17 protein-coding genes are annotated in these 18,689 nt (G+C 53.0%); 5 read left to right on the top strand and 12 right to left on the bottom strand.

The window, feature by feature from the left end; translation table 11 throughout:
- Positions 1-97 precede the first annotated feature (97 nt).
- Both ACR0IU_RS08920 and ACR0IU_RS08915 read left to right on the top strand, forming a co-directional pair.
- Positions 98-679 (top strand): TetR/AcrR family transcriptional regulator, encoded by a 582-nt coding sequence (locus tag ACR0IU_RS08920; protein WP_480715993.1) that lies wholly within the window; start codon positions 98-100, stop codon positions 677-679.
- 810 nt (positions 680-1,489) lie between these two features.
- Positions 1,490-1,744 carry an isochorismatase family protein gene (locus tag ACR0IU_RS08915; RefSeq protein WP_480716127.1) on the top strand — a complete coding sequence of 85 codons (255 nt, stop codon included), beginning with the start codon at positions 1,490-1,492 and terminating at the stop codon, positions 1,742-1,744.
- Positions 1,745-1,981: 237 nt separating this feature from the next.
- Here ACR0IU_RS08915 and ACR0IU_RS08910 read toward each other — a convergent pair whose 3' ends face one another.
- Positions 1,982-2,602: a TetR/AcrR family transcriptional regulator gene (locus ACR0IU_RS08910; RefSeq protein WP_480715992.1), complete on the bottom strand. Its 621-nt coding sequence runs from the start codon at positions 2,600-2,602 to the stop codon at positions 1,982-1,984.
- Between the two features lie 171 nt (positions 2,603-2,773).
- Here ACR0IU_RS08910 and ACR0IU_RS08905 point away from each other — a divergent pair, with 171 nt between their 5' ends.
- A complete protein-coding gene (locus ACR0IU_RS08905; RefSeq protein ID WP_480715991.1) occupies positions 2,774-4,168 on the top strand; it encodes an aminotransferase in 1,395 nt (464 codons plus the stop codon).
- A gap of 64 nt (positions 4,169-4,232) precedes the next feature.
- On the opposite strand, the gene ACR0IU_RS08900 is transcribed toward ACR0IU_RS08905, so the two are convergent.
- The 7 genes from ACR0IU_RS08900 to ACR0IU_RS08870 form a co-directional block, all read right to left on the bottom strand.
- The gene (locus ACR0IU_RS08900) at positions 4,233-5,801 is read right to left on the bottom strand and encodes a trimethylamine methyltransferase family protein (protein WP_480715990.1); all 1,569 of its coding nucleotides are present in this window, start codon (positions 5,799-5,801) and stop codon (positions 4,233-4,235) included.
- A 25-nt stretch (positions 5,802-5,826) separates the two neighbouring features.
- Complete coding sequence (locus ACR0IU_RS08895) at positions 5,827-7,026, bottom strand: aromatic ring-hydroxylating oxygenase subunit alpha (RefSeq protein WP_480715989.1); 1,200 nt, start codon at positions 7,024-7,026, stop codon at positions 5,827-5,829.
- A gap of 8 nt (positions 7,027-7,034) precedes the next feature.
- On the bottom strand, positions 7,035-9,101 hold the full coding sequence (locus ACR0IU_RS08890; RefSeq protein WP_480715988.1) for an oxidoreductase: 2,067 nt from the start codon (positions 9,099-9,101) through the stop codon (positions 7,035-7,037).
- A gap of 94 nt (positions 9,102-9,195) precedes the next feature.
- Positions 9,196-10,251, bottom strand: coding sequence for an extracellular solute-binding protein (locus ACR0IU_RS08885; RefSeq protein ID WP_480715987.1), 1,056 nt, complete (start codon positions 10,249-10,251; stop codon positions 9,196-9,198).
- Positions 10,248-11,363, bottom strand: coding sequence for an ABC transporter ATP-binding protein (locus ACR0IU_RS08880; RefSeq protein ID WP_480715986.1), 1,116 nt, complete (start codon positions 11,361-11,363; stop codon positions 10,248-10,250). The genes ACR0IU_RS08885 and ACR0IU_RS08880 overlap by 4 nt, the downstream gene beginning before the upstream one ends.
- Positions 11,364-11,383: 20 nt before the next feature.
- A complete protein-coding gene (locus tag ACR0IU_RS08875) occupies positions 11,384-12,178 on the bottom strand; it encodes an ABC transporter permease (protein ID WP_170568088.1) in 795 nt (264 codons plus the stop codon).
- Entirely contained in the window at positions 12,175-13,038 is an 864-nt protein-coding gene (locus tag ACR0IU_RS08870; RefSeq protein ID WP_480715985.1) for an ABC transporter permease, read from the bottom strand. The genes ACR0IU_RS08875 and ACR0IU_RS08870 overlap by 4 nt, the downstream gene beginning before the upstream one ends.
- 191 nt (positions 13,039-13,229) lie before the next feature.
- On the opposite strand from ACR0IU_RS08870, the gene ACR0IU_RS08865 reads away from it, so the two are divergent.
- Positions 13,230-13,871, top strand: a complete 642-nt coding sequence (locus tag ACR0IU_RS08865) for a TetR family transcriptional regulator C-terminal domain-containing protein (protein ID WP_480715984.1) — start codon at positions 13,230-13,232, stop codon at positions 13,869-13,871.
- A 322-nt stretch (positions 13,872-14,193) separates the two neighbouring features.
- The gene (locus tag ACR0IU_RS08860; protein WP_480715983.1) at positions 14,194-14,526 is read left to right on the top strand and encodes a hypothetical protein; all 333 of its coding nucleotides are present in this window, start codon (positions 14,194-14,196) and stop codon (positions 14,524-14,526) included.
- A gap of 72 nt (positions 14,527-14,598) precedes the next feature.
- Here ACR0IU_RS08860 and ACR0IU_RS08855 read toward each other — a convergent pair whose 3' ends face one another.
- The 4 genes from ACR0IU_RS08855 to ACR0IU_RS08840 form a co-directional block, all read right to left on the bottom strand.
- Positions 14,599-15,273, bottom strand: a complete 675-nt coding sequence (locus tag ACR0IU_RS08855) for a DUF411 domain-containing protein (protein WP_480715954.1) — start codon at positions 15,271-15,273, stop codon at positions 14,599-14,601.
- Positions 15,274-15,485: 212 nt separating this feature from the next.
- Positions 15,486-16,721: an adenylate/guanylate cyclase domain-containing protein gene (locus ACR0IU_RS08850; RefSeq protein ID WP_480715953.1), complete on the bottom strand. Its 1,236-nt coding sequence runs from the start codon at positions 16,719-16,721 to the stop codon at positions 15,486-15,488.
- Between the two features lie 50 nt (positions 16,722-16,771).
- Positions 16,772-17,791 carry a glutathione S-transferase C-terminal domain-containing protein gene (locus ACR0IU_RS08845; protein WP_480715982.1) on the bottom strand — a complete coding sequence of 340 codons (1,020 nt, stop codon included), beginning with the start codon at positions 17,789-17,791 and terminating at the stop codon, positions 16,772-16,774.
- A gap of 10 nt (positions 17,792-17,801) precedes the next feature.
- The gene (locus tag ACR0IU_RS08840; RefSeq protein ID WP_480715981.1) at positions 17,802-18,368 is read right to left on the bottom strand and encodes a hemerythrin domain-containing protein; all 567 of its coding nucleotides are present in this window, start codon (positions 18,366-18,368) and stop codon (positions 17,802-17,804) included.
- Positions 18,369-18,689 lie beyond the last annotated feature (321 nt).

Below are 18,689 nucleotides of genomic sequence, written 5' to 3'. Positions count from 1 at the left end.
GTTCGCGAAATCGAGTATTGAGCTTTAGCTTTTAGCTGGCCATACTTATAGAACATACTGTTCTACTACGCAACAAAATGTTCTATAGGAGGGGTGATTGAAAGAAGATCCTAGGCTGATCGCCACACGGCAGGCCGCGCTTGATGCGGCGCAAAGGATACTGAGGGATGAGGGCGTACTGCACGTAACTCATGGTGCAGTTTCGAAGGCAACTGGCATTTCGCGCAGCACACTTTACAGGCACTGGCCAGATGCGCGTTGTCTGCGTGATGCAGCGTTCAGGCGCATCGCAACACCGCCGAACATACCGCCCAAAACCGATGGCCCGCTGCGATCTGACCTGCGCTGGTTACTCGGCGTACTGATGGGAGCCTTGAATGACACACCATGGGGCCAAATCGCGCCTCAGGTGGTCGCTGCTGCGTCCACCGACGAAGAAGCGCGGTTGGTGATCACTGAATTCATGAAAGACAGGTTCGCAAGTGTTGAAGCAGTATTTGCAGCCGCAATAGACCGCGGTGAGATCGCCGCGGATGTTCCGGTTGAACAGCTTATAGAACTAGCAGTCGCGGCACCTTATTTCCGCAAACTCATACGTCACGAAGCACTGGACGAGGATTGGTTGGATCGACATGTTGATCTGCTTTGCAGTATCGCGAAAACCAGTTCGGGACAGTGACCATCGCCTGACTTTGCAATCAAAGCGACCTGCAACAGGCGCGAGACTTCGGCAGAGCAGCAAATTAGATCAAAAGCATATCCAACCAGTTCCCAATAGCGGTTGCTCCAAAAGGTCTCGGCAAAGATTCGCAATGATCGTTCTTCAAAGTTTGCAAAGTCCGCTTTCTGCGCATCGCAGACCTTCGCGTGAATCCCAGGTTCCTCAGGGAGGCCCTTTGCGGGATTGAGTAATGCAAAGGGCCATAAACGCGACGACTAAGCCATAAACTGATTGAATTCGTCGCTACTGCAGACAAACGCGCAGCGCAAAACTATGGGCGAACTACGCAAACTTATGGGGTGTGCGAAGTGCTATGCGCAAACCTACACTAGATGTAGGTGCGCGCATAACGCTGCGTTCCTTCCTTTGATTTCATTCAAGAAATTCAAGTGGGCTCGCCCATAACTTTGCGCGATGTTTGCGCATAACTTTGCACGATTTGCCCAAAAGTTTACGCGGCTCAATGTACGCGCTCAATTGAAAGTAGTTTCTGTACAAGTCCCACAACTTCATAGCATTTTCCTTCAATCATAACTGCGCTTTGATCGGCAAGTTTCAACCTTTGTTTGATGATCGTAGTTCACTTACACGCTTGCGATAGATCCCGAAATTAAACTCCGGCGGTGAGGGCTTGATATGCATTCGGCTGATACATCACGTCATAGAACATATCAGTAGAGACGGAATAGTAGACCGGAAAACCGTGGAAGATCTGATGCGGACCATCGAACCGTCGCAGCTGGATGGTATAGCCCTGCTCAGAACGACCTGAACCTGCAGTTGCGCAAGCGCAAGATCGACAAGGTGATCCTTGCGGGGATGTCGGCGAACCTGTGTACGCAAGCGCATCTCTACGAGCTGCTGGAGCTGGGCTACGAAGTCGCTGTCGTTCGCGATGCCACAGCCGGGGCCAAGGTGCCTGAAGGTGACGGGTATCTCGCCGCCATAATCAACTTCCGAATGGTCGCCAACGGCGTCTGGTGGACCGACGACGCGGTTGAGCGCATTGGCCAATCGGCCTGACCCAAATCGATCTTCAAATTTGATCCTGACATCCTGAAAGGACATATGATGACACGCATCTTTACATTTCCCGCACTTACAACAGCGTTGACTCTCGCCCTTGGCCTGGCGGCGCTGAACAAGCTGCGGCTTGTTCCGGCTCTCAGGGCTGAGAAGCGTGGCGTGTCAATTATTTTCCGGCGGTTAACTTCGGTAGAATTGTTGGCCGTTGTCCTGATCCTGTTTGCAACGGCGACCCTAACCAGTGTCACGACACCTCTCGTCAATCTCTGACGGCTTAAAGTGTTTAGGAAACATCGACTGCAGCACAAACAGGCAGATCTTCAAAGCCTCAGAGGGTTTGAAAATATCTGAGTGCAAATGGTAGTCGGTCCAAAGCCCTTCCAGCAAAGCAACCAACGCGTCTGTTGCAAGTTTGGCGCTTACATCCTCATACTCGCCTTCGCCCTTTATTTGTTCCAACAACTCCAGGATCACCGCGCGGAAACCTTTGTCTCGCGAGTCGATAAAAGGAAATATGTGAGGGTTTGAGAGCGCTTCAGCCCGAAAGGAAAACCAGATCGCGACGTCCCGCGCATTAAGGACCAAGGGGTCGAAATCTGCCTTTATGATAGAGACTAGCTTGTCTGCCGGGTCTAACTCTGGATGGACTGCAATGGCCTTCCACTGTTCCGCGTAGCGGACTGACAACTCCTCAGCCACCGCAAGCAGCAGCTTTTCCTTGGAACCAAAGTGTAGGTTGACCATCCCTTGCGATAATCCCGACAATTCTTGGATTCTTGCCGAAGTTGTTCCGCGTATTCCGTATCTATAAATGGCGTCCGCAGCCGATTGGATCAGCTGTTTTCGGTTCTGCAATTTACCCAGATCTCGGGCATTGGTTGGGGTATCACGCTCGAGAGTAATCTTATTTCTCCTTCGCTGGGGTAGTCGCCTTTGTCTTCTCGCATTTAGCAATACGACAGTTCAAGGATTGACATTGAATGAATGCTTGTTCATTTTGTGATTTATATTACATTAAGGTGCTGCATGACCCTTTTCAACTCCGACTTTCGGTCCATACGAGAATGGGACAACGAACACTTCTTGCACCCGTGGGAAGGTATGTCACACCTTGGTCAAAATGAACGAACCTTTGCCGAAAGCGGACTTGGCGTTCATGTCGTCACAGAGGACGGAAAGCGCCTGATAGACGGCCCTGCTGGCATGTGGTGCGTTCAATTGGGCTATGGAAACACCGAGATTGCCGATGCAATGGCTCAGCAGGCGAAAGAGATGGCGTATTTTTCGCCCTTCAACAACGCCAACTCAACTCCGGCCCGTTTAGCACATGAAATCGCCAAGAGAACGCCGGGCGATTTGAACCATGTGTTCTTCACGACCGGTGGTTCAACGGCCGTGGATAGTGCGCTGCGGTTTGTACAGTTCCGCAATAACCTGCTGGGAAAACCTCAAAAGAAAATCGTGATATCGCGACAGAAAGCTTATCACGGATCGACTTATCTGGCGGCGTCAGTGTCCGGAAAAGAGCGCGACAAAGGTTGGCTGGACCAGGTAAGTCACCTGACGCGTTTCCTACCGAATGTGAACCCGTATACACGTCGCTCCGATCAGACGGTCGACGATTTTCTGGACGAGAAAACAGCGGATCTGGAAAACATGATCCTGCAGACTGGAGCAGACAAAGTCGCCGCTTTCATCGCAGAACCGATCCTGTGCTCTGGAGGCGTCATCGTGCCGCCGCGGGGGTATCATCAGCGCTGTCTTGAAATCTGCCGGAAGTACGACGTCCTTTACATTTCAGACGAGGTCGTAACCGGGTTCGGGCGACTTGGGCATTGGTTTGCATCCGAAGACGTCTTTGGGATTAAGCCCGACATCATAACCTGCGCCAAAGGCATGACGTCTGGGTACGTCCCCATGGGGGCTTGTATCATCTCTGACCGGCTGATTGCAGATGTAAGCGGAGACAATGCGCAGAACGCCACGTTTTCAAACGGCTTCACTTACTCAGGCCATCCAGTAAGCGCGGCGGCAGGCCTGAAGACGATTGAAATCATGGAGCGCGACGGCGTTCTGGAACATGTCCGTGCAATCAAGCCGCTCTTCGAAGAGCGCCTCCAGGCTCTGGCAGATTTGCCGCTCGTCGGTGATGCGCGCGGCATGGGGCTGGTTGGCTGCGTCGAATGTGTTGCAGACGCAAAAGCTGATAATGCACTGGACCTAGATAAATCTGTCGGCGCCCTGATTGATCATCATTGTCAGGAGAACGGGCTGATCCTGCGGCCGATTATCAACATGTGCGTGTTTTCCCCACCTCTGATCATTACGGAAGGTGAATTGAGCCAGATGTTCGACATCCTTGAAAAAGGTATCCGGCTGGCAACCGAAGACCTAAAGCAGCAGGGTACGTTCAAACCTTAGGAACTGCCCCGGCGCGCCATCGCAATTTTCATGGTTGCGATGCCTTCGCCTAAGTGCGCTGCGTTTACCCTGCCCGCATCACCTCTGGTGGCAATTTGATCGGGAACTTGGACCGAACCTCCGCATCCGCCTTGCTGCCAAAATAGTTTGGATAGTGATTGGATAGAATATCGTTCACGACTGACCGGCTCCGTTCAAACATATCCTGACGACCTGCTTTTTCCCAAGTATCGGTTAGCTCCCGATCCATCAAGGTCGGATAGACATACTCAGTCTCCATGTATTGCAAGGTCTGCGTGTTGCCGAGGAAATGACCGGGATCAATTGCACATTCGTGGATGACGTCGACCGACAGTGTGTCGTCGCTCACCTCGATACCACGCAGGGTTCGTGAGATCATGCCCGCTGCCTCGTTGTCGATGACCATGGACTCAAAGCTGCAACCCATCAGGCTACCGAGCATGCCACCAAATTCGCAGAGCCTGTTGGCCCCGGCATGGGCCGCCAATGCGAAAGTTAACGCCTTTTCCAGACCGTATTGTGCGTCAGGGATCTTGGAATCCGTCATGCCGCAACCGACGCTGGTCGGGAGGTTGTAGAAATTGCCCATTTGGATAGCCGCCGCGGATATCAACGCCTGCTCACCACTGCCACCCGTGAATGAACCAGTTCGCAGATCAGTAATAAACGGCCAAGCTGCAAAGACGACGGGGGTGCCCGGGTTAATCAGATTGGCAATTGCGACGCAAGATAGGGTCTCGGCTACGGCTTGCGCCAAAGTCCCGGCCAGAGGCGCAGGCGACGTCGCCCCAGCTTGTGGCGGAACAGCCAAATCGCAGACAAGCCCCATCTTCGCTGTATCAATCAGGATCTCCAAGTTTTCCCGCCCAAACCGGAGCGGGGATACTATGGGACAACCGCCAAAAATGACCGAGGGTTTCTCGAGGAATTTACCCTCGCCGCCTGATGCCAGATCGAACAGATGAATCGCGTCCTGAATATGCTCTCGAGTGCGGAACGTCAGACAAGATGGTTTTTCGCTACCCGCCAGAATGGCGTAGAGCATGCTCATGTCGTGCTCGTAGTCCTGCGGCACATCCGTTGCCAGAACTGTATCACCGGTCATGTGGATGTTGTCGAGCCGGTCAACCAATCGGGTAAAGTCGTAAATGTCCTTGAGCGTTGACGGCCGGTAACTGCGAGTCTCCGCGTCGAAAGTTGTAACGGCAGTCCCGGAGTTTGCGTAATACACCTTGTCCTTGGTGCAGTGCATATCGTCCTTACCGGCCCTAGATCCGCGCGCATGGACATAAAACTCGCTGGCCGCCCTGGCCAGAAGGTCTTCCATCAACGCGCGAGGGAAGCACAGCCTACCATGCTCGTTCACCACCGCCCCTTTAGGCATCACGAGATCAAGAACTTCCTGCGTTGGATCACCGACACCCGTACGCTCCAGAATGCCGAGGGCGGCTTCATGAATGCGCGACATGTCAGCGTCTGAAAGGGGCTTGTAGCGACCACCCGAAATGCCCGGCCAGATCGCTTGCGAAGCGACGTTGCTGGTTCGCACGGCGGCTCGTGCTTCACGTCCACCCGCGCGCCGTCTTGATCTGCGCTTCGTTAACTCTGTCATGGTATTTCTCCGAATTCTGAGCGTGTCAGATCATGCTGAAGTAATTGCGATAGAAGCCTGGAATGCTCCATTCCATCTCGGACAGCGGTCCCGGCACGAAGTGGTGGGAGTTCACGCCTTCCTGATTGTGCCGTATGATCCGCTCATCATCGAGCGAAGTGACATGCCAGAGCCATGTCAACGCGTCCTTATCGTAGTCACGACCCTCTTGAGCGTCGCCGCGCACATACCAGACGATCTGAATATCCGTTTCCTGCAGGGCGCGCGGGACGAACCGGTAGCCAACAACGTGATCTGCATAAACAAGGAAATAGTTCAGTGTCCCGATCCCCAGATCGGTGGCACCACCATCGTGACCTTTCAGTTCACCCAAAGGCGGCGCCAGCGGCGCTCCATCTTTGCTGCCGGTCACATAGCCGGGAAACAGCGGATAGCGGCGCCAATAGACATCTGCACCCGGCGCGAGCGCGTTTTCTCCGGTCAGGTCTAGCTCCTCCAAGGGAACTCCGATTTCTCCCATCCGCTCATGAAGAGCCCCGCCGAACTCCAGAACCTGAGCAGGATCCTTCAACGAATGACTGCGCGAATAGTCCTGATGAGACGGGGCGCAGTGATAGCATTCCAGGTAATTCTCCAACGCCAGTTTCCAATTTGCTGGAACCGGGTATGAGGCTTCATGAGCGACCTTCAGGTTTTCAAAGTCGAACGGTTTTGACGGTAGGGCCAACCGCTCCAACGCAGCATCTAACGGCGGGGCGTCTTCAGCTACGCAGACAAATATCAGGCCCTGGAATATCTTCACCTGAACCGGGAATAATCCGTATTGGCCCGGGTCGAAATCCGACCCCATTGATCGTCCGTTTCGTAGCTTGCCGTTCAGGTCAAAAGTCCACGCATGATAGGGGCAGATGAAATTGCGTGCCTTGCCTTTCCGTTCAATGCAAACCCGCGATCCCCGGTGGCGGCAAACGTTCAGATGCGCGCGCACCTCCCCCTCGCGATCCCGAACGACAATGATGGACTCGGGCCCATAGTCGAACAGGAAATAGTCGCCCGGTTCAGCGACCTGACTAACATGACCGACCCAGATCCAGTTACGATTCCAGAACGTACTGATATCGTTCTCGTATACTGCCTGAGACGTATAGAAGTGACGTGGCAAGGCGAAGCCTTCCCGCTGCGCGTCCATCAAGTCGCGCATTACTTGCAAGTCGTCTTTTGGCATGGCGCACCTCACACAGGTTCAAGGGAAACGAGTTCCCGGCGGAAAAATTCGCGGTCGATGTCGTCTGCGTTACGTTCGAAATTTCGGGCAGCCATGTGACCCGAATATACAGCATCCGCGATCAAGCCAGGGTTGGCGGCATCTCCGATTAATTCCAACGTATTCAGCAAACCCGCATTCGTACCGCAAAGCTCGTCGTAAAGGGTGGTCTCTCGCATTCGCTGCGTCACCAGCACGACGGAGCTGCATTCAATGGAATTCTCTCGTCCCGTGTAGACGCACTGCAATGTCACCTGACCCGGCGCGACATTGGCCAAGGTCTGGGACAGGTTCAGGTGAACGCCTTTTTCCAACAGACTTCGTTGCACTTTAGTCTGCTCCAACGTCAATTCGGTAAACGGCGAAACTAGTGAGGCCGGTGTTACAAAGAAAACCTCTCGCCCGGCTTGAGCCAAATGATCGGCCAAGACTCCACCGAGATAGGCTTGATCATCATCGTAGACCACAACCGGGCCGTCCTCCGGCACGACCCCGGTCATAATGTCATCTGGAGTAAAAACCCGAGAACCTAAACCGATTGATACACCGTGAAATGCAGATTTCCCGCGCCCGTCTCGTCGCCATTTTGCGCCAGTTGAAACAAAAACGTTCGGAATACCCAGCTCGACGACTTCACTGGCTGACAAAGGGCTGTCGGTGAACAGCTGAACGTTTCCGCGTTGTTGCAGGTCGTAGATTCTGTGATCTGTCACGCGCTTCCAAGCGGACAGCCCGGTCAAGCCAGCTTCCTGCAGCACACGGCCGCCAAGCTCTTGCTTTGCCTCAGCCAGAGTTACCTCGTAGCCTCGCCGCGCCAATTGCATGGCGCATTCAAGTCCGGCTGGTCCGCTGCCGACAACAAGAGCAGCTTCTTCTTTCACCCGACGCTCAATGATCTCAGGATGCCATTTCCTCCGCCACTCTTCGCCCATAGTAGGGTTTTGAGTACAGCGTATGGGGACGCCGAGAGAGTCAGATGAAACACAGATGTTACAACCAATGCATTCGCGGATTTCTTCGATGCGACCTTCCTTGATCTTGTTGGGCAGAAACGGATCAGCGATGGACGGTCGCGCCGCGCCGATAAAATCAAGGACGCCCTTCTTGACCAGTGACGCCATCAAGTCCGGAGACGTAAGACGCCCGACGCCCACAACAGGCTTGGAGGTCACCTGTTTCACGAACTCGATATATGAGGTCTGAAAGCCGTCGCGGGGCTCGAACCGGGTCGTTGCGGAATCGTTGCTCCAATCCGCCACATTAACATCCCAAAGGTCTGGAAGCTCGGCCAACATTTCGACTACAGCACGGCCTTCTTCCTGCGCTTGCATCCCCTCTGACCCGAGCATTTCATCAACCGCAAACCGAAGGGCAATGGCGCAATCATCTCCAACCTCTTCCTTGGTTTCTTCCAGAAGCTCGCGGGTCAGTCGCACCCGGTTCTCCAACGAACCTCCATATTCATCCGTCCGATCATTGAACTGTGGCAGCAGAAAATGATGAGGCAATGTCATGTGATGCCCCGCATAGACATACACAATGTCGAACCCGGCTTCGCGCGAGCGACGAGCCGCCGCGCGATGCCACCTGCGAAATTCTCGAATGTCCGCCTTGTCCATTGCCCTTGCCTGTTTCGGGTATGGAGTCTGCAAGACAAGTTCTGATGGGGCCAGCAGAGGCGCGCGGGTCAGGTGGTTTTGGGCATGGTGCCCGTTATGCGCCAATTGGATTGCCGCGAGCGAGCCCTTCTCATGAATTGAGTTGGTTATCAGACGCAGTGCAGGAATATCCTGATCGTCCCAAATTCGGTTTTCAGAATAAGGAGACAAATCCGAAGTCGGATGAATCTCGGCCTCCTGAGTGGACACCACTGCCCAACCGCCCTCGGCTTTCATCGCCCGCATGGCAGCTTCGGCCTGAGGTCGCAAATGACCCAAACCATTGCAGTGGGGCACCTGGTAGAACCGGTTTCGAGCCGTTACTGGCCCGATCTTGACCGGTTCGAAGAGAACAGAATATTCGTCAGCGCCTGACATTGCCGCGCTTCCTCCAAGGAAATTGGAAATTGGTTCGTGGGAATGGAAGGATTTCTACGCCCCCACCATTCCCGGCTGTGTTGTAAGAGTGCCCTTAGAAGCCAGCTTTGATGCGCTCGAATTCCTTCAACATCTTGGCCTCCAGCTCGGGGTTAACAGCGTCAAAGAACAGGCTGCCTTCAAAGAAGCTGTCCACATCCGAAAACCCGTAGGTTTCGATCAGCTCTGGGTCTGACTGTGCAAAAGCGTCTTCATTGGCGTGGGCGTAACCCCAGCTTTCAATGATGTATTTACCGCTTGCCGCAGAGCTGAGCGCGTTCAGCATGTCATAGACTTGCTCATCCGACTGCTTGGCAGATTTCAGATGCACATAACCGCAGACCCAAGTTGCGATACCTTTGTCTACATCACGCATCATGACCGCTGGCGTTTCGTTCCAGATCAGGTTCAGTTCCGATTGGTTCCATCCCCAACCCAGCGTGACCTCACCGCTGGCAATTGCCTGATCCAGTTGGCCGGCGTCAGACCAATAAAAGCGCACGTTCGGATGAATCGCGCGCAGGTAGTCCGCCGCTTTTTGGAATTCCTCGTCACTCATATCGGTATAGCTGGAGGCGCCAGTTGCCAATGCCGCCATTGCAAAGGCACTGGAAGCGGCGTCCGGAATGGCGACTTTGCCCTGATATGCAGGATCGGCAAGCAATTGCAGGGAAACATCATATGCCGAAATCATATCTGTTCGATAGATAAGACCAGTATTGCCCCATTCGAACGGAACCATGTAGGTCTGCCCATCAATGGTGATGCCATCGACCTCTTTGATCTTGGGCATCAGCTTGTCCCAGTTTTCCAGCTTGCTTGTGTCAATCGGCTTGATCATGTCTGCCGCTACCCACTTTCTCAGTGCATCCGTGCAGGGATGGGCCAAATCAGCTTCAAAACCGGACTGAAGCTTTGTGAACGCTTCTTCCACGCTGCCAAAATAGGTGTAACTAGGCGCGCCGCCGTACTTTTCGACATAGTCGCCGTAGAAACCCTGATCCTCATATCCGGACCAGTCAAAAACGGTCAGATCAGCGGCGTTCGCCAGAGCTTGGCTGGCGGCAAAGGTGGCAACTACTGCTGCCATAAGTGATACTGTTTTACTCATTTGTCTCCTCCCAAAGATTCACGTTTACCCAAGTCAATTACCGAGGCGCTTTGAACGCCAAGCCAGACGGTATCGCCGCGCGTGTGATCGACCGTGTGAAAGTAGTTTGGTACTGCGACGGCGATACTGTCTTTCAGACCATCGACGCGCACATAGAAGTGGACACTCTCTCCATAAAAGGCGACGTCCGAAACCTCGCCCTGAACAAGAGCATCGTACCCATCCGGCTTTTCCGCACTGATTTCCAATTGCTCAGGACGAACGCCGACAAGAAGTTCCTTGTCATGCACCTGGACGTTGGGGTTCACCCCGATTTCCATCTTCCCAAAGCCCTTAACGTTGACTTCAAGCGTTTCAGCATTCTCTGCAGTCACTTCGGCATCCAGAAAGTTCATTCCACCGATGAAAGAAGCCACTTCCCGGTTACACGGTTGGGAATACAGGACCTCTGGCTTATCCACCTGCTTGAGCTGCCCCGCAAACATGACGCCTATACGGTCGGACATGGTCATCGCCTCGTATTGGTCATGCGTGACCATTACAAAAGTTATTCCAAGCTTCTGCTGAAGACGGCGCATTTCCAATTGCATCGCTTCGCGCAGATTTTTGTCCAACGCAGATAAAGGCTCATCTAGCAGTAAAACCTTGGGTCGCATGACCAGCGCACGGGCGAGCGCCACTCGTTGCCGCTGACCTCCCGACAACTCGTTGGCCTTACGGTCCTGCAGGCCGCCCAGTTCAACCATCTCAAGCGCCTCGGCAACGCGTTCTTTAATTTCCTTCCGCGAAAGCTTGGTCTTGCGTAATCCGAAGCCAACATTGTCGCCGACATTCAGGTGCGGAAAGATCGCATAACTTTGGAACACCATATTGGTAGGACGCTTGTTCGCAGGCACCTCTCCCATCGTTCGACCATCGATCCGGATCTCGCCCTCTTCGTGATCCTGAAAACCCGCGATGATGCGCAAAGCCGTCGTCTTGCCACAGCCCGAAGGGCCAAGAAGCGAAAAGAACTCACCCTCTTTCAAGGTCAGGTTCAGATTGGACACAGCAACAAAACCTCCAAAGCGCTTCTCAACGCCCTTGATTTCGATGATGTTCTGTTCGCTCATCTTGCTTGTTTCCTTTGGCTTCAATCTGACGATTGGATGGAACGGCGGCGGAAATATTCGGCGATCAACAACAGCAGGACCGAGGACAGCAAAAGCAGCGATCCTAGGGCCAACGTGTTGGGCAATTTTGCCGGGAAGCGGATCTGGCTCCAGATATAGACCGGCAATGTCGGGCTGTTCCCGGATAAGAAAAAGGCCAGGACGAACTCGTCAAACGACACCGTAAACGTGACCAAAAGGCTGGCGACAATACCCGGCGCTACGATTGGGAGAGTAACACGCCGAAACGTTCCCACGACGCTTTCACCAAGGTCGAACGCGGCCTCCTCCAAGGACTGGTCGAAATCGTCAAATGCAGATTTCATGATCGACACGGAAAATGGCAACGCCACGAACACATGCCCAAGGATCACGGTGGTCAGCGATGGTTTCAGGCCGATGCTGATGAACAGAACCAGCATCGAACTGGCCACGATGATGCCGGGAATGACCAGTGGAAGCATGACCAGTCCCTCAGACAACTCACGCCCCGTGAAACGATACCGAACGTAGGCGCGAGCTGCGAAGAGACCCAGAGATGTTGCCATCAGGGCAGTCACGCTGCCGACGATCAACGAGTTCACCATAGCCTGTAGCAGCGTGTCCTGCTGCCCCAACTGTGCGTACCACTTCAACGTGAATCCCTTTAGTGGGAAGGCTACGATAGTTCCGTCGTTGAACGAAAACAGTGGCAATAGCAAAACCGGCAGGTAGAGAAACACCAGATAGGCAATCGCATAAACCAGCAACCATGAGAAACGAAATGCCTTGGTCATCTGATCCTCCGGCCCAATGCGGTGACGACCACCACGAACAGGATTGCAACGCAGCCGACCGAAAGCATGGCAAGAAGAGACAGGGTTGCACCCAACGGCCAGTTATTGGCGGCACCAAACTGCACTTGGATCAAGTTCGCCACCATTTTGCCCTGCGATCCACCGACTAAGGCCGGAGTGACGTAATCGCCCACCGTTGGGATGAAAATGATCAGGCAGGCCGCAATGACCCCCGGCACCGTCAGAGGCAGTGTCACGCGAACGAACCTTTCAAGCTTGTTGCAGCCAAGGTCGGTTGCAGCCTCCAATAGGCTGCGGTCGATCTTTTGCAGCGATACATAGATCGGCAGGATAGCAAACGGTGCCCAGGCGTGGGCGAGCGTAAGGACAACAGCGAATTCGTTGTAGAGCAAGAATGTCAGCGGCTCTTGTATCAAACCAAGTGAAATCAGCGCAGAGTTCAACACCCCATTGAAGCCAAGAATTAGTTTCCAGCTGAACACGCGCAGAAGGTAGCTGCTCCAAAAGGGAATAGTGATCAGCAACAGCCAGAGGGTCTTCTTCTGTGTCCGAAACGCGATGAAGTATGCAATCGGATAGGCAAGACAAACCGTTGCCAATGTCACCGCGCCTGCAATTGCGACCGAACGGATCATTAGGTGTCGAACCAATGGGTCGGTAAACGCCTCTTGGTAGTTTACCCAAGTCAAGGTCCGGTCGATCTCAACATAGGTCTGGGTCCAAAAACTGTAAGCGACGAGAATGCAAAGCGGCACGGCGACAAGCAGACCGACGTAGAGCGTCGCAGGTGCGCTCAGTGCGAGGCCCTTGCCCGTTTCACTTCGTAGTACTCCGGCCATTCTTCCCTGCTGAACTTTGCTTTTTGGTGGCGCGACCATGTCGATCACAAAATGGACAATCGTCCATTTAAATCTGGAATTTTTGGACTAGTTGTGTCAACTGATAATTTCGAAACCGGGGATGGCCAATTTCACACTGGCCGCTAGAAGGCACCGCAAGAGACTGAAAACAAACAGAGCCGCCTGAACCAATGACTGGAAGACGACAAGAAATACGCGAGCGAAACCGCCTTTCCCTGATCGAGGCAGTACTCGACTCGGTTGCAGAGAAAGGGATTTCCGAGACCTCAGTCAGCGAAATCATTCAACGGGCCGAGCTGTCCCGTGGCATGATTCACCTTCATTTCGGCGGCAAGGACAACTTGGTTGACGAAGCCGCCCGCTACTCATCCGAACAATACTACAACGGAATTTATGACTTGTTGGAAACGACCGGGCAAACCGGACAGGAACATATTGAGATGATTGTTCGGGGCGACTTGAGTGAAGCTATTCTCAATAAGAAAAACGTTTCCATTTGGTACGCGTTTCGAGGCGAGGCCCGAAATAGAGCAGCAATCGCTGCGTTTTCAGATACCCGCGACGCTAAGCTTCGTAATCTGGTTTTCAACGCTTTCGCTCGAATTGCGAAAGAAGCCGGAACCGAACACCCTAATCAAGTTGCCAGGGACGCTACACACGGCACACTCGCAATGCTGGAAGGCATGTGGACCGATTACCTACTCCACCCGGATTCATTTGACCGCGACGAAGCGATGAGAATTGTTTTTCGTTTTCTGCGGGCAATGTTCCCGAAGCATTTTGACCTGAGCGGCGCTTTGTTGTCTGAGTAGAGCTAGAGACAGGTTTCCCATCTAGTCACTAAAGGACCGGAGAATTCACATCTTTCAGCCATCATGATGGAAGCACGGTACGAAAGCAAAAAATTCAATTAAACAGGCGCTATCCGCAAATCAAAGTTGATGAATGGTGTCTTAAAAATCTGCGATAAATCCATAAGGGAACGGTGCGAAGTTCAGTATCCGGGCTAAAATACAATGTGGAAGGCGGCGTGGCGGAGGTTGAGGTTTTGCTCTACCTGCGGAGCTGAATGGCAAACCAGGCCCAGCACACTTGCTCGAATTGAAAGACGAACTTGGACTCTCGAAAGATCAGGTGAAAACAATTGAGACGATCCATTCTGAAATGCGCGAACAGGCAATCGTCGCAGGCGAACGGTTTATTGAGGCCGAAGCGGCGTTAAGTGAAGCGTTAGCCGGTGACCAGCTAGACTTAGCCGAGCTATACAAACTTGTTGAAGCGACCGAAGCTGTCAGGGCCAAATTGCGAATGGTTCCTCTGTCCCGGCACCTGCAAACAACACCACTGTTGAGCGCAGATCAAATCCAACAGTACAGCATTCTAAGAGGGTATGCGAACGACCCGTGCTCCACAGTGCCTGAAGGCCACGACCCAGCCATGTGGAAAAAACACAACGGTTGCAACTGAATCCTTTTGAGATCAGAGCAAACAAATGCTGGGCACGGATCTAGAAAGTCTGATTGTCCTTCATCCAATCGCTCAGCTGTGTCGAGCAAACACACTCGTCGTCCCATCCAGACCAACAAGCAAGGTTTCATAGGGCTCTCGCTCGTCTGAAAAATCCATGCCGGGTGAACCCATTGGCATGCCTGGAACTGTTAGGCCGAGGCCTTCAGGATGTTCGGACAAAAGTCGATAGATATCTTCTGCCGGGACATGACCTTCGACAAAATAGTCCCCAACAATTGCAGTGTGGCAACTGGAAAGCTCATCTGAGATTTTCATTTGTTCTTTAAGCGACCACAGCTGCTCCTGCCCTATGTCTAGCGTATCGGTACGAAATCCTGCGGAAATCAGGTGATCTACCCACGCGGCACAACAGCCGCAGGTTGGAGTCTTGTAGACTTTGATGAGTGGGGCTTCTTGTCCGACGGAAGGAGTAGCCAACACTGCTGCTGTACCCGCTAATAGAAATTCGCGTCGTTTCATTGGTCTCTTCTCCGCTTCCTCATGGGAGTACAAAGATATTGTGCCAAGGCCAAACTTTTCAATGTTACCGGACTGAGCATCAAACGGGCAGTTTCGATACAAGATCTGAATCTCAATCCAAATAACACTGGTTGCCAAACGTTTTGTGAGTTGCATCGCGTATGGCTCAAGTTCACTCGAGCGTTCGGCAATGGACCTCGCGATCAACGTCGTGGTGAGGTCCATAGCAACCTTCTAAGCCGTGGCCATGCCAATTGCCTTGGTGGTGCCTGCCCGTGCACCCTGACAATGCAATCACTATGACCAAGAATGCCGCTCTTCGCGGGTGCTTGATCCAACAGTTCTGTTCCATGTGCAAACCAACCTAGTAGCAATCCGGCTACCTTTGCTTTGACGCAGGTCAACACCCCATTGCGGCAGCTTCCAAATAGCGGCAGTTAGTCTATCGTGAACAGCTCCTGTCTTTCAGCAACACCGCGCAATCTGTATTGCCCCAGGGAAACAAGACTTGGAATGGAGCCCACCAAGTCGCCCGCCACCTTATCGGAAACCACAATGTTCTGATCAAGCGCGCTGCACATGCCTAAAATGCGCGAAGTTGTATTTACCGCTGGGCCGACCACTGTGAAATCCAAGCGAGACCTACCGCCAATATTACCGTAAAGAACATCGCCTGCGTGCAACGAGAGAGTGAAGCCGGTCGTTGGCAAACCATCAGCTTGCCGTCGTTGGTTGAGCTCCTCAAAGGTTTTTCGCAACTCCGCGGCCGCGTGAATTGCGACGCGGCGAGCGTCCGGAACTTGATTGATATCGAAGATGGCAAGCATTCCATCTCCCATGAATTTCAGAACGTTACCGTCATTGCGTTCGACTACGTCAACAGCTTCCGCGAAGTAGTCGTTCAGCAATTCTATGATTGAGTCCCCCGGAAGCGCCTCTGATAATTTGGTAAATCCTTGTAGATCAAAGTACCAAATCACGGCTGAAATGGTTTCGGATGAACCTCGGGTGATGTCCCCGGAAAGAACGCGCCTACTGGCGTCTTTGCCCAGATATGCGGCTGTAATATCTGCAGCCATCAATCGGTTCGCCCCACATTTCAGCGTCAGGCAAAGTGGAGATATCAGTTGACGCAAACCATCAATTTGCTCGCTTGTGAAGCCCCCACTCGCGTCGGTTGTCAACGAGATTATAGCACCTTCATAGGCCTGCATTGGATCGACTGGCGTAGTATTGTCCTGAATAAGGAAAAACCGTTTAACCGCGAAGTAGTCAGTTGCGCCGCGCGCGCGAAGTTCGTCGAAGATCGGAAAGTTGAGTGCGGGTTCTTCGACTGTCAGATCTTGTCTGATCTCTTCAACGTTGTTTGCCAAAAGATAATAAATTGGGCTTAGAACGTATTCCTCAGGCGCATCCGTTCTTCGGACAAAGTTCTCTCGCTCACGACCGCCATCCCTGTGCCAGCGAAAAGCGACAGTCCCAATCTCGGGATGATGAGCGCGAACAGTGATGTTTGCTCTTTGAAGCGGAATTCTTGCCGAAACAAGACGGTTGCAGAATGCTTCGAGCCAGAGCTCCACAGGCGCATTCTCTAAGCCCTGTTGAACCAGCCAATCTGCTATGTCCTGGATGGCGGCGGTCAGTTCCCAGTTTTGGACTAAAGGAGCTGCCATGATGTCCTCTTAATGAGCTATGCTGCGAAGGCAATACACCTTGACGAGGCCTACAGTGTTGCGAGGTCAGGGTGGCGATAGGCCTCTGGATACGACATTGGCTTGAAAGGCCCATTGGGCACAACGCTATTCCAACTGCGCCCGAAATAACCTTGGCGGCAGTGCACAAGAGAACCTGCCTCGGCAATTCCGGGCAACGCGTACACACGGCACAGCCACCGCCACAAGTATGGGTAATCTAGAATTCTCGCACCATTAAGCTTCATTCTCACATAGTAGACGGGATCGTGGCGATAGAGAGTTGGAAACAGGCGAAGATCTACTTCTGAAAAGTGTTTGCCTGTCAAATAGGGCCTACCATCTGAGAGATGCTCCTCCAAATATTCGAGTGTCTCAAAATAGGCGTCAAAGGCTGTTTCATAGATCCTTTGATCAGACGAAAACCCGGCCTTGTAGGCACCATTGTTAATCGCAGTATAAATCCGTTCGTTCAGGTCGTGAATTTCGTGACGCGGCACTTCGTCTGGGTAAAGCCTAGCGCGTTCAGCTGCCGGGATTGTGCTGCCAAGAGAATCCGCTGAGGCGTTCAGCATTCGGACAATTTCAGCGCTTTCGTTGTTAACAATGCGCCCTTGTATCTTGTCATACAGGATGGGAAGGGATTGCTCTTCAGAGCCTTCGGCACGATAGATCTCTCTGGCAAGACGTAGTCCTTTGCCGGTGCCGGTCTCACTCGTGCATTCTGGCAAAGTCTCACCTGTGAGCGATGCAATCCGATCAGGTGCAAACTCCCATAGGTTTGGTGCCTCTGGGTCATCGTCGCCGGTGCGGTTTGGAAATGCAACGTCCATGGTGATGCTGTTTTGAAGGCCCAACACATTTCGCGCCAGCGTGACTCTGTGACACCACGGACAATTCAGTGCTACGAACAGGTGATAGCGATCAGGTTCTGCCGGAAACACAGGATCGCCAATGGCGTGGCGAAAGCCGCTGACACCGCGCACGAATTCACCCCGTGCGCGGCGCTTATTGATATCGGTCTGGTCTTCTTCGGTAGATGTGTCCGTCATGACTTCAGCATCATCCTCTGAGCCGGTGGTGCAAGATAATTGGCACGGCCAATTCCTCTTCATCGCTGAGATGCCGTTTCAGGAACGCTTCAATCGTATCGCTCGTCGCATGAAGCTGTCCGGCTTCGTCGTAAGCTTGCGCCTCATCAAGTGCGGATAGTTTGATCACACGGTTCGCAGTGCCGGTGAAGTCACTCAGCACCTTATCCAGATCGGAGTGATCCTGCTCCAGCAACTCAAGCCCCGCATCAAAACGAGGGTCCGCATCCGATAGTTCAGGGAAATAGCTGCGATCTTCCCAGCCGTGATGACCATGCAGGTTTCCAACCAGATTGCCGCCATAGTAGGACAGCCGCCCCACGTAGTCGTCCAACCCCATCTCGTTGCTCAAAACCCCTTCTGTATCCAAGCGAATACGTTCCGCAACACGGCGGAACATCTCATGCGCGCCGAGCCAATGCTTGGTTTTTTCTTTGAAACCTGGATGGGCTTCCCAACTGTCGCGGGGGTATTGGTCCAAGAGAAACCGCATTTCTTGAGGCATGTCGTCTTGGCGAATGGTATATGTATCGAGCATCGGTTGTCTCCTTTCAGGCAAAAGATGGGAGGTCGGGCAACTGCTCGCCACTAGCGAGAACGCACAGTCACTATGCGTCAGCGAACCCCTGCAAAGTCGGTCCAACACAAACCAGCGATCTTGCGCTTCTAGGATTCGATGCCTTGGTGGATGAAACCTTGCGGGTCTCCACGGCTAAAGGTGCGGGCGAAGACGTAAGCTTCGGAAGCGAGACTCGCCTGATGTGCCAATAGACGACTGCACGACTTGGAAATCAGGTTTTCATCTGGGCTTGAGGCGCAAAACTCCGACCCGCCTTTGCAATGCATAGCCAACCCAATA

This window comes from Ruegeria sp. CL5 (genome assembly GCF_056536485.1).
The sequence above is the reverse complement of the archived record's forward strand: the minus strand, read 5'-3'. Positions and strand labels throughout refer to the sequence as shown.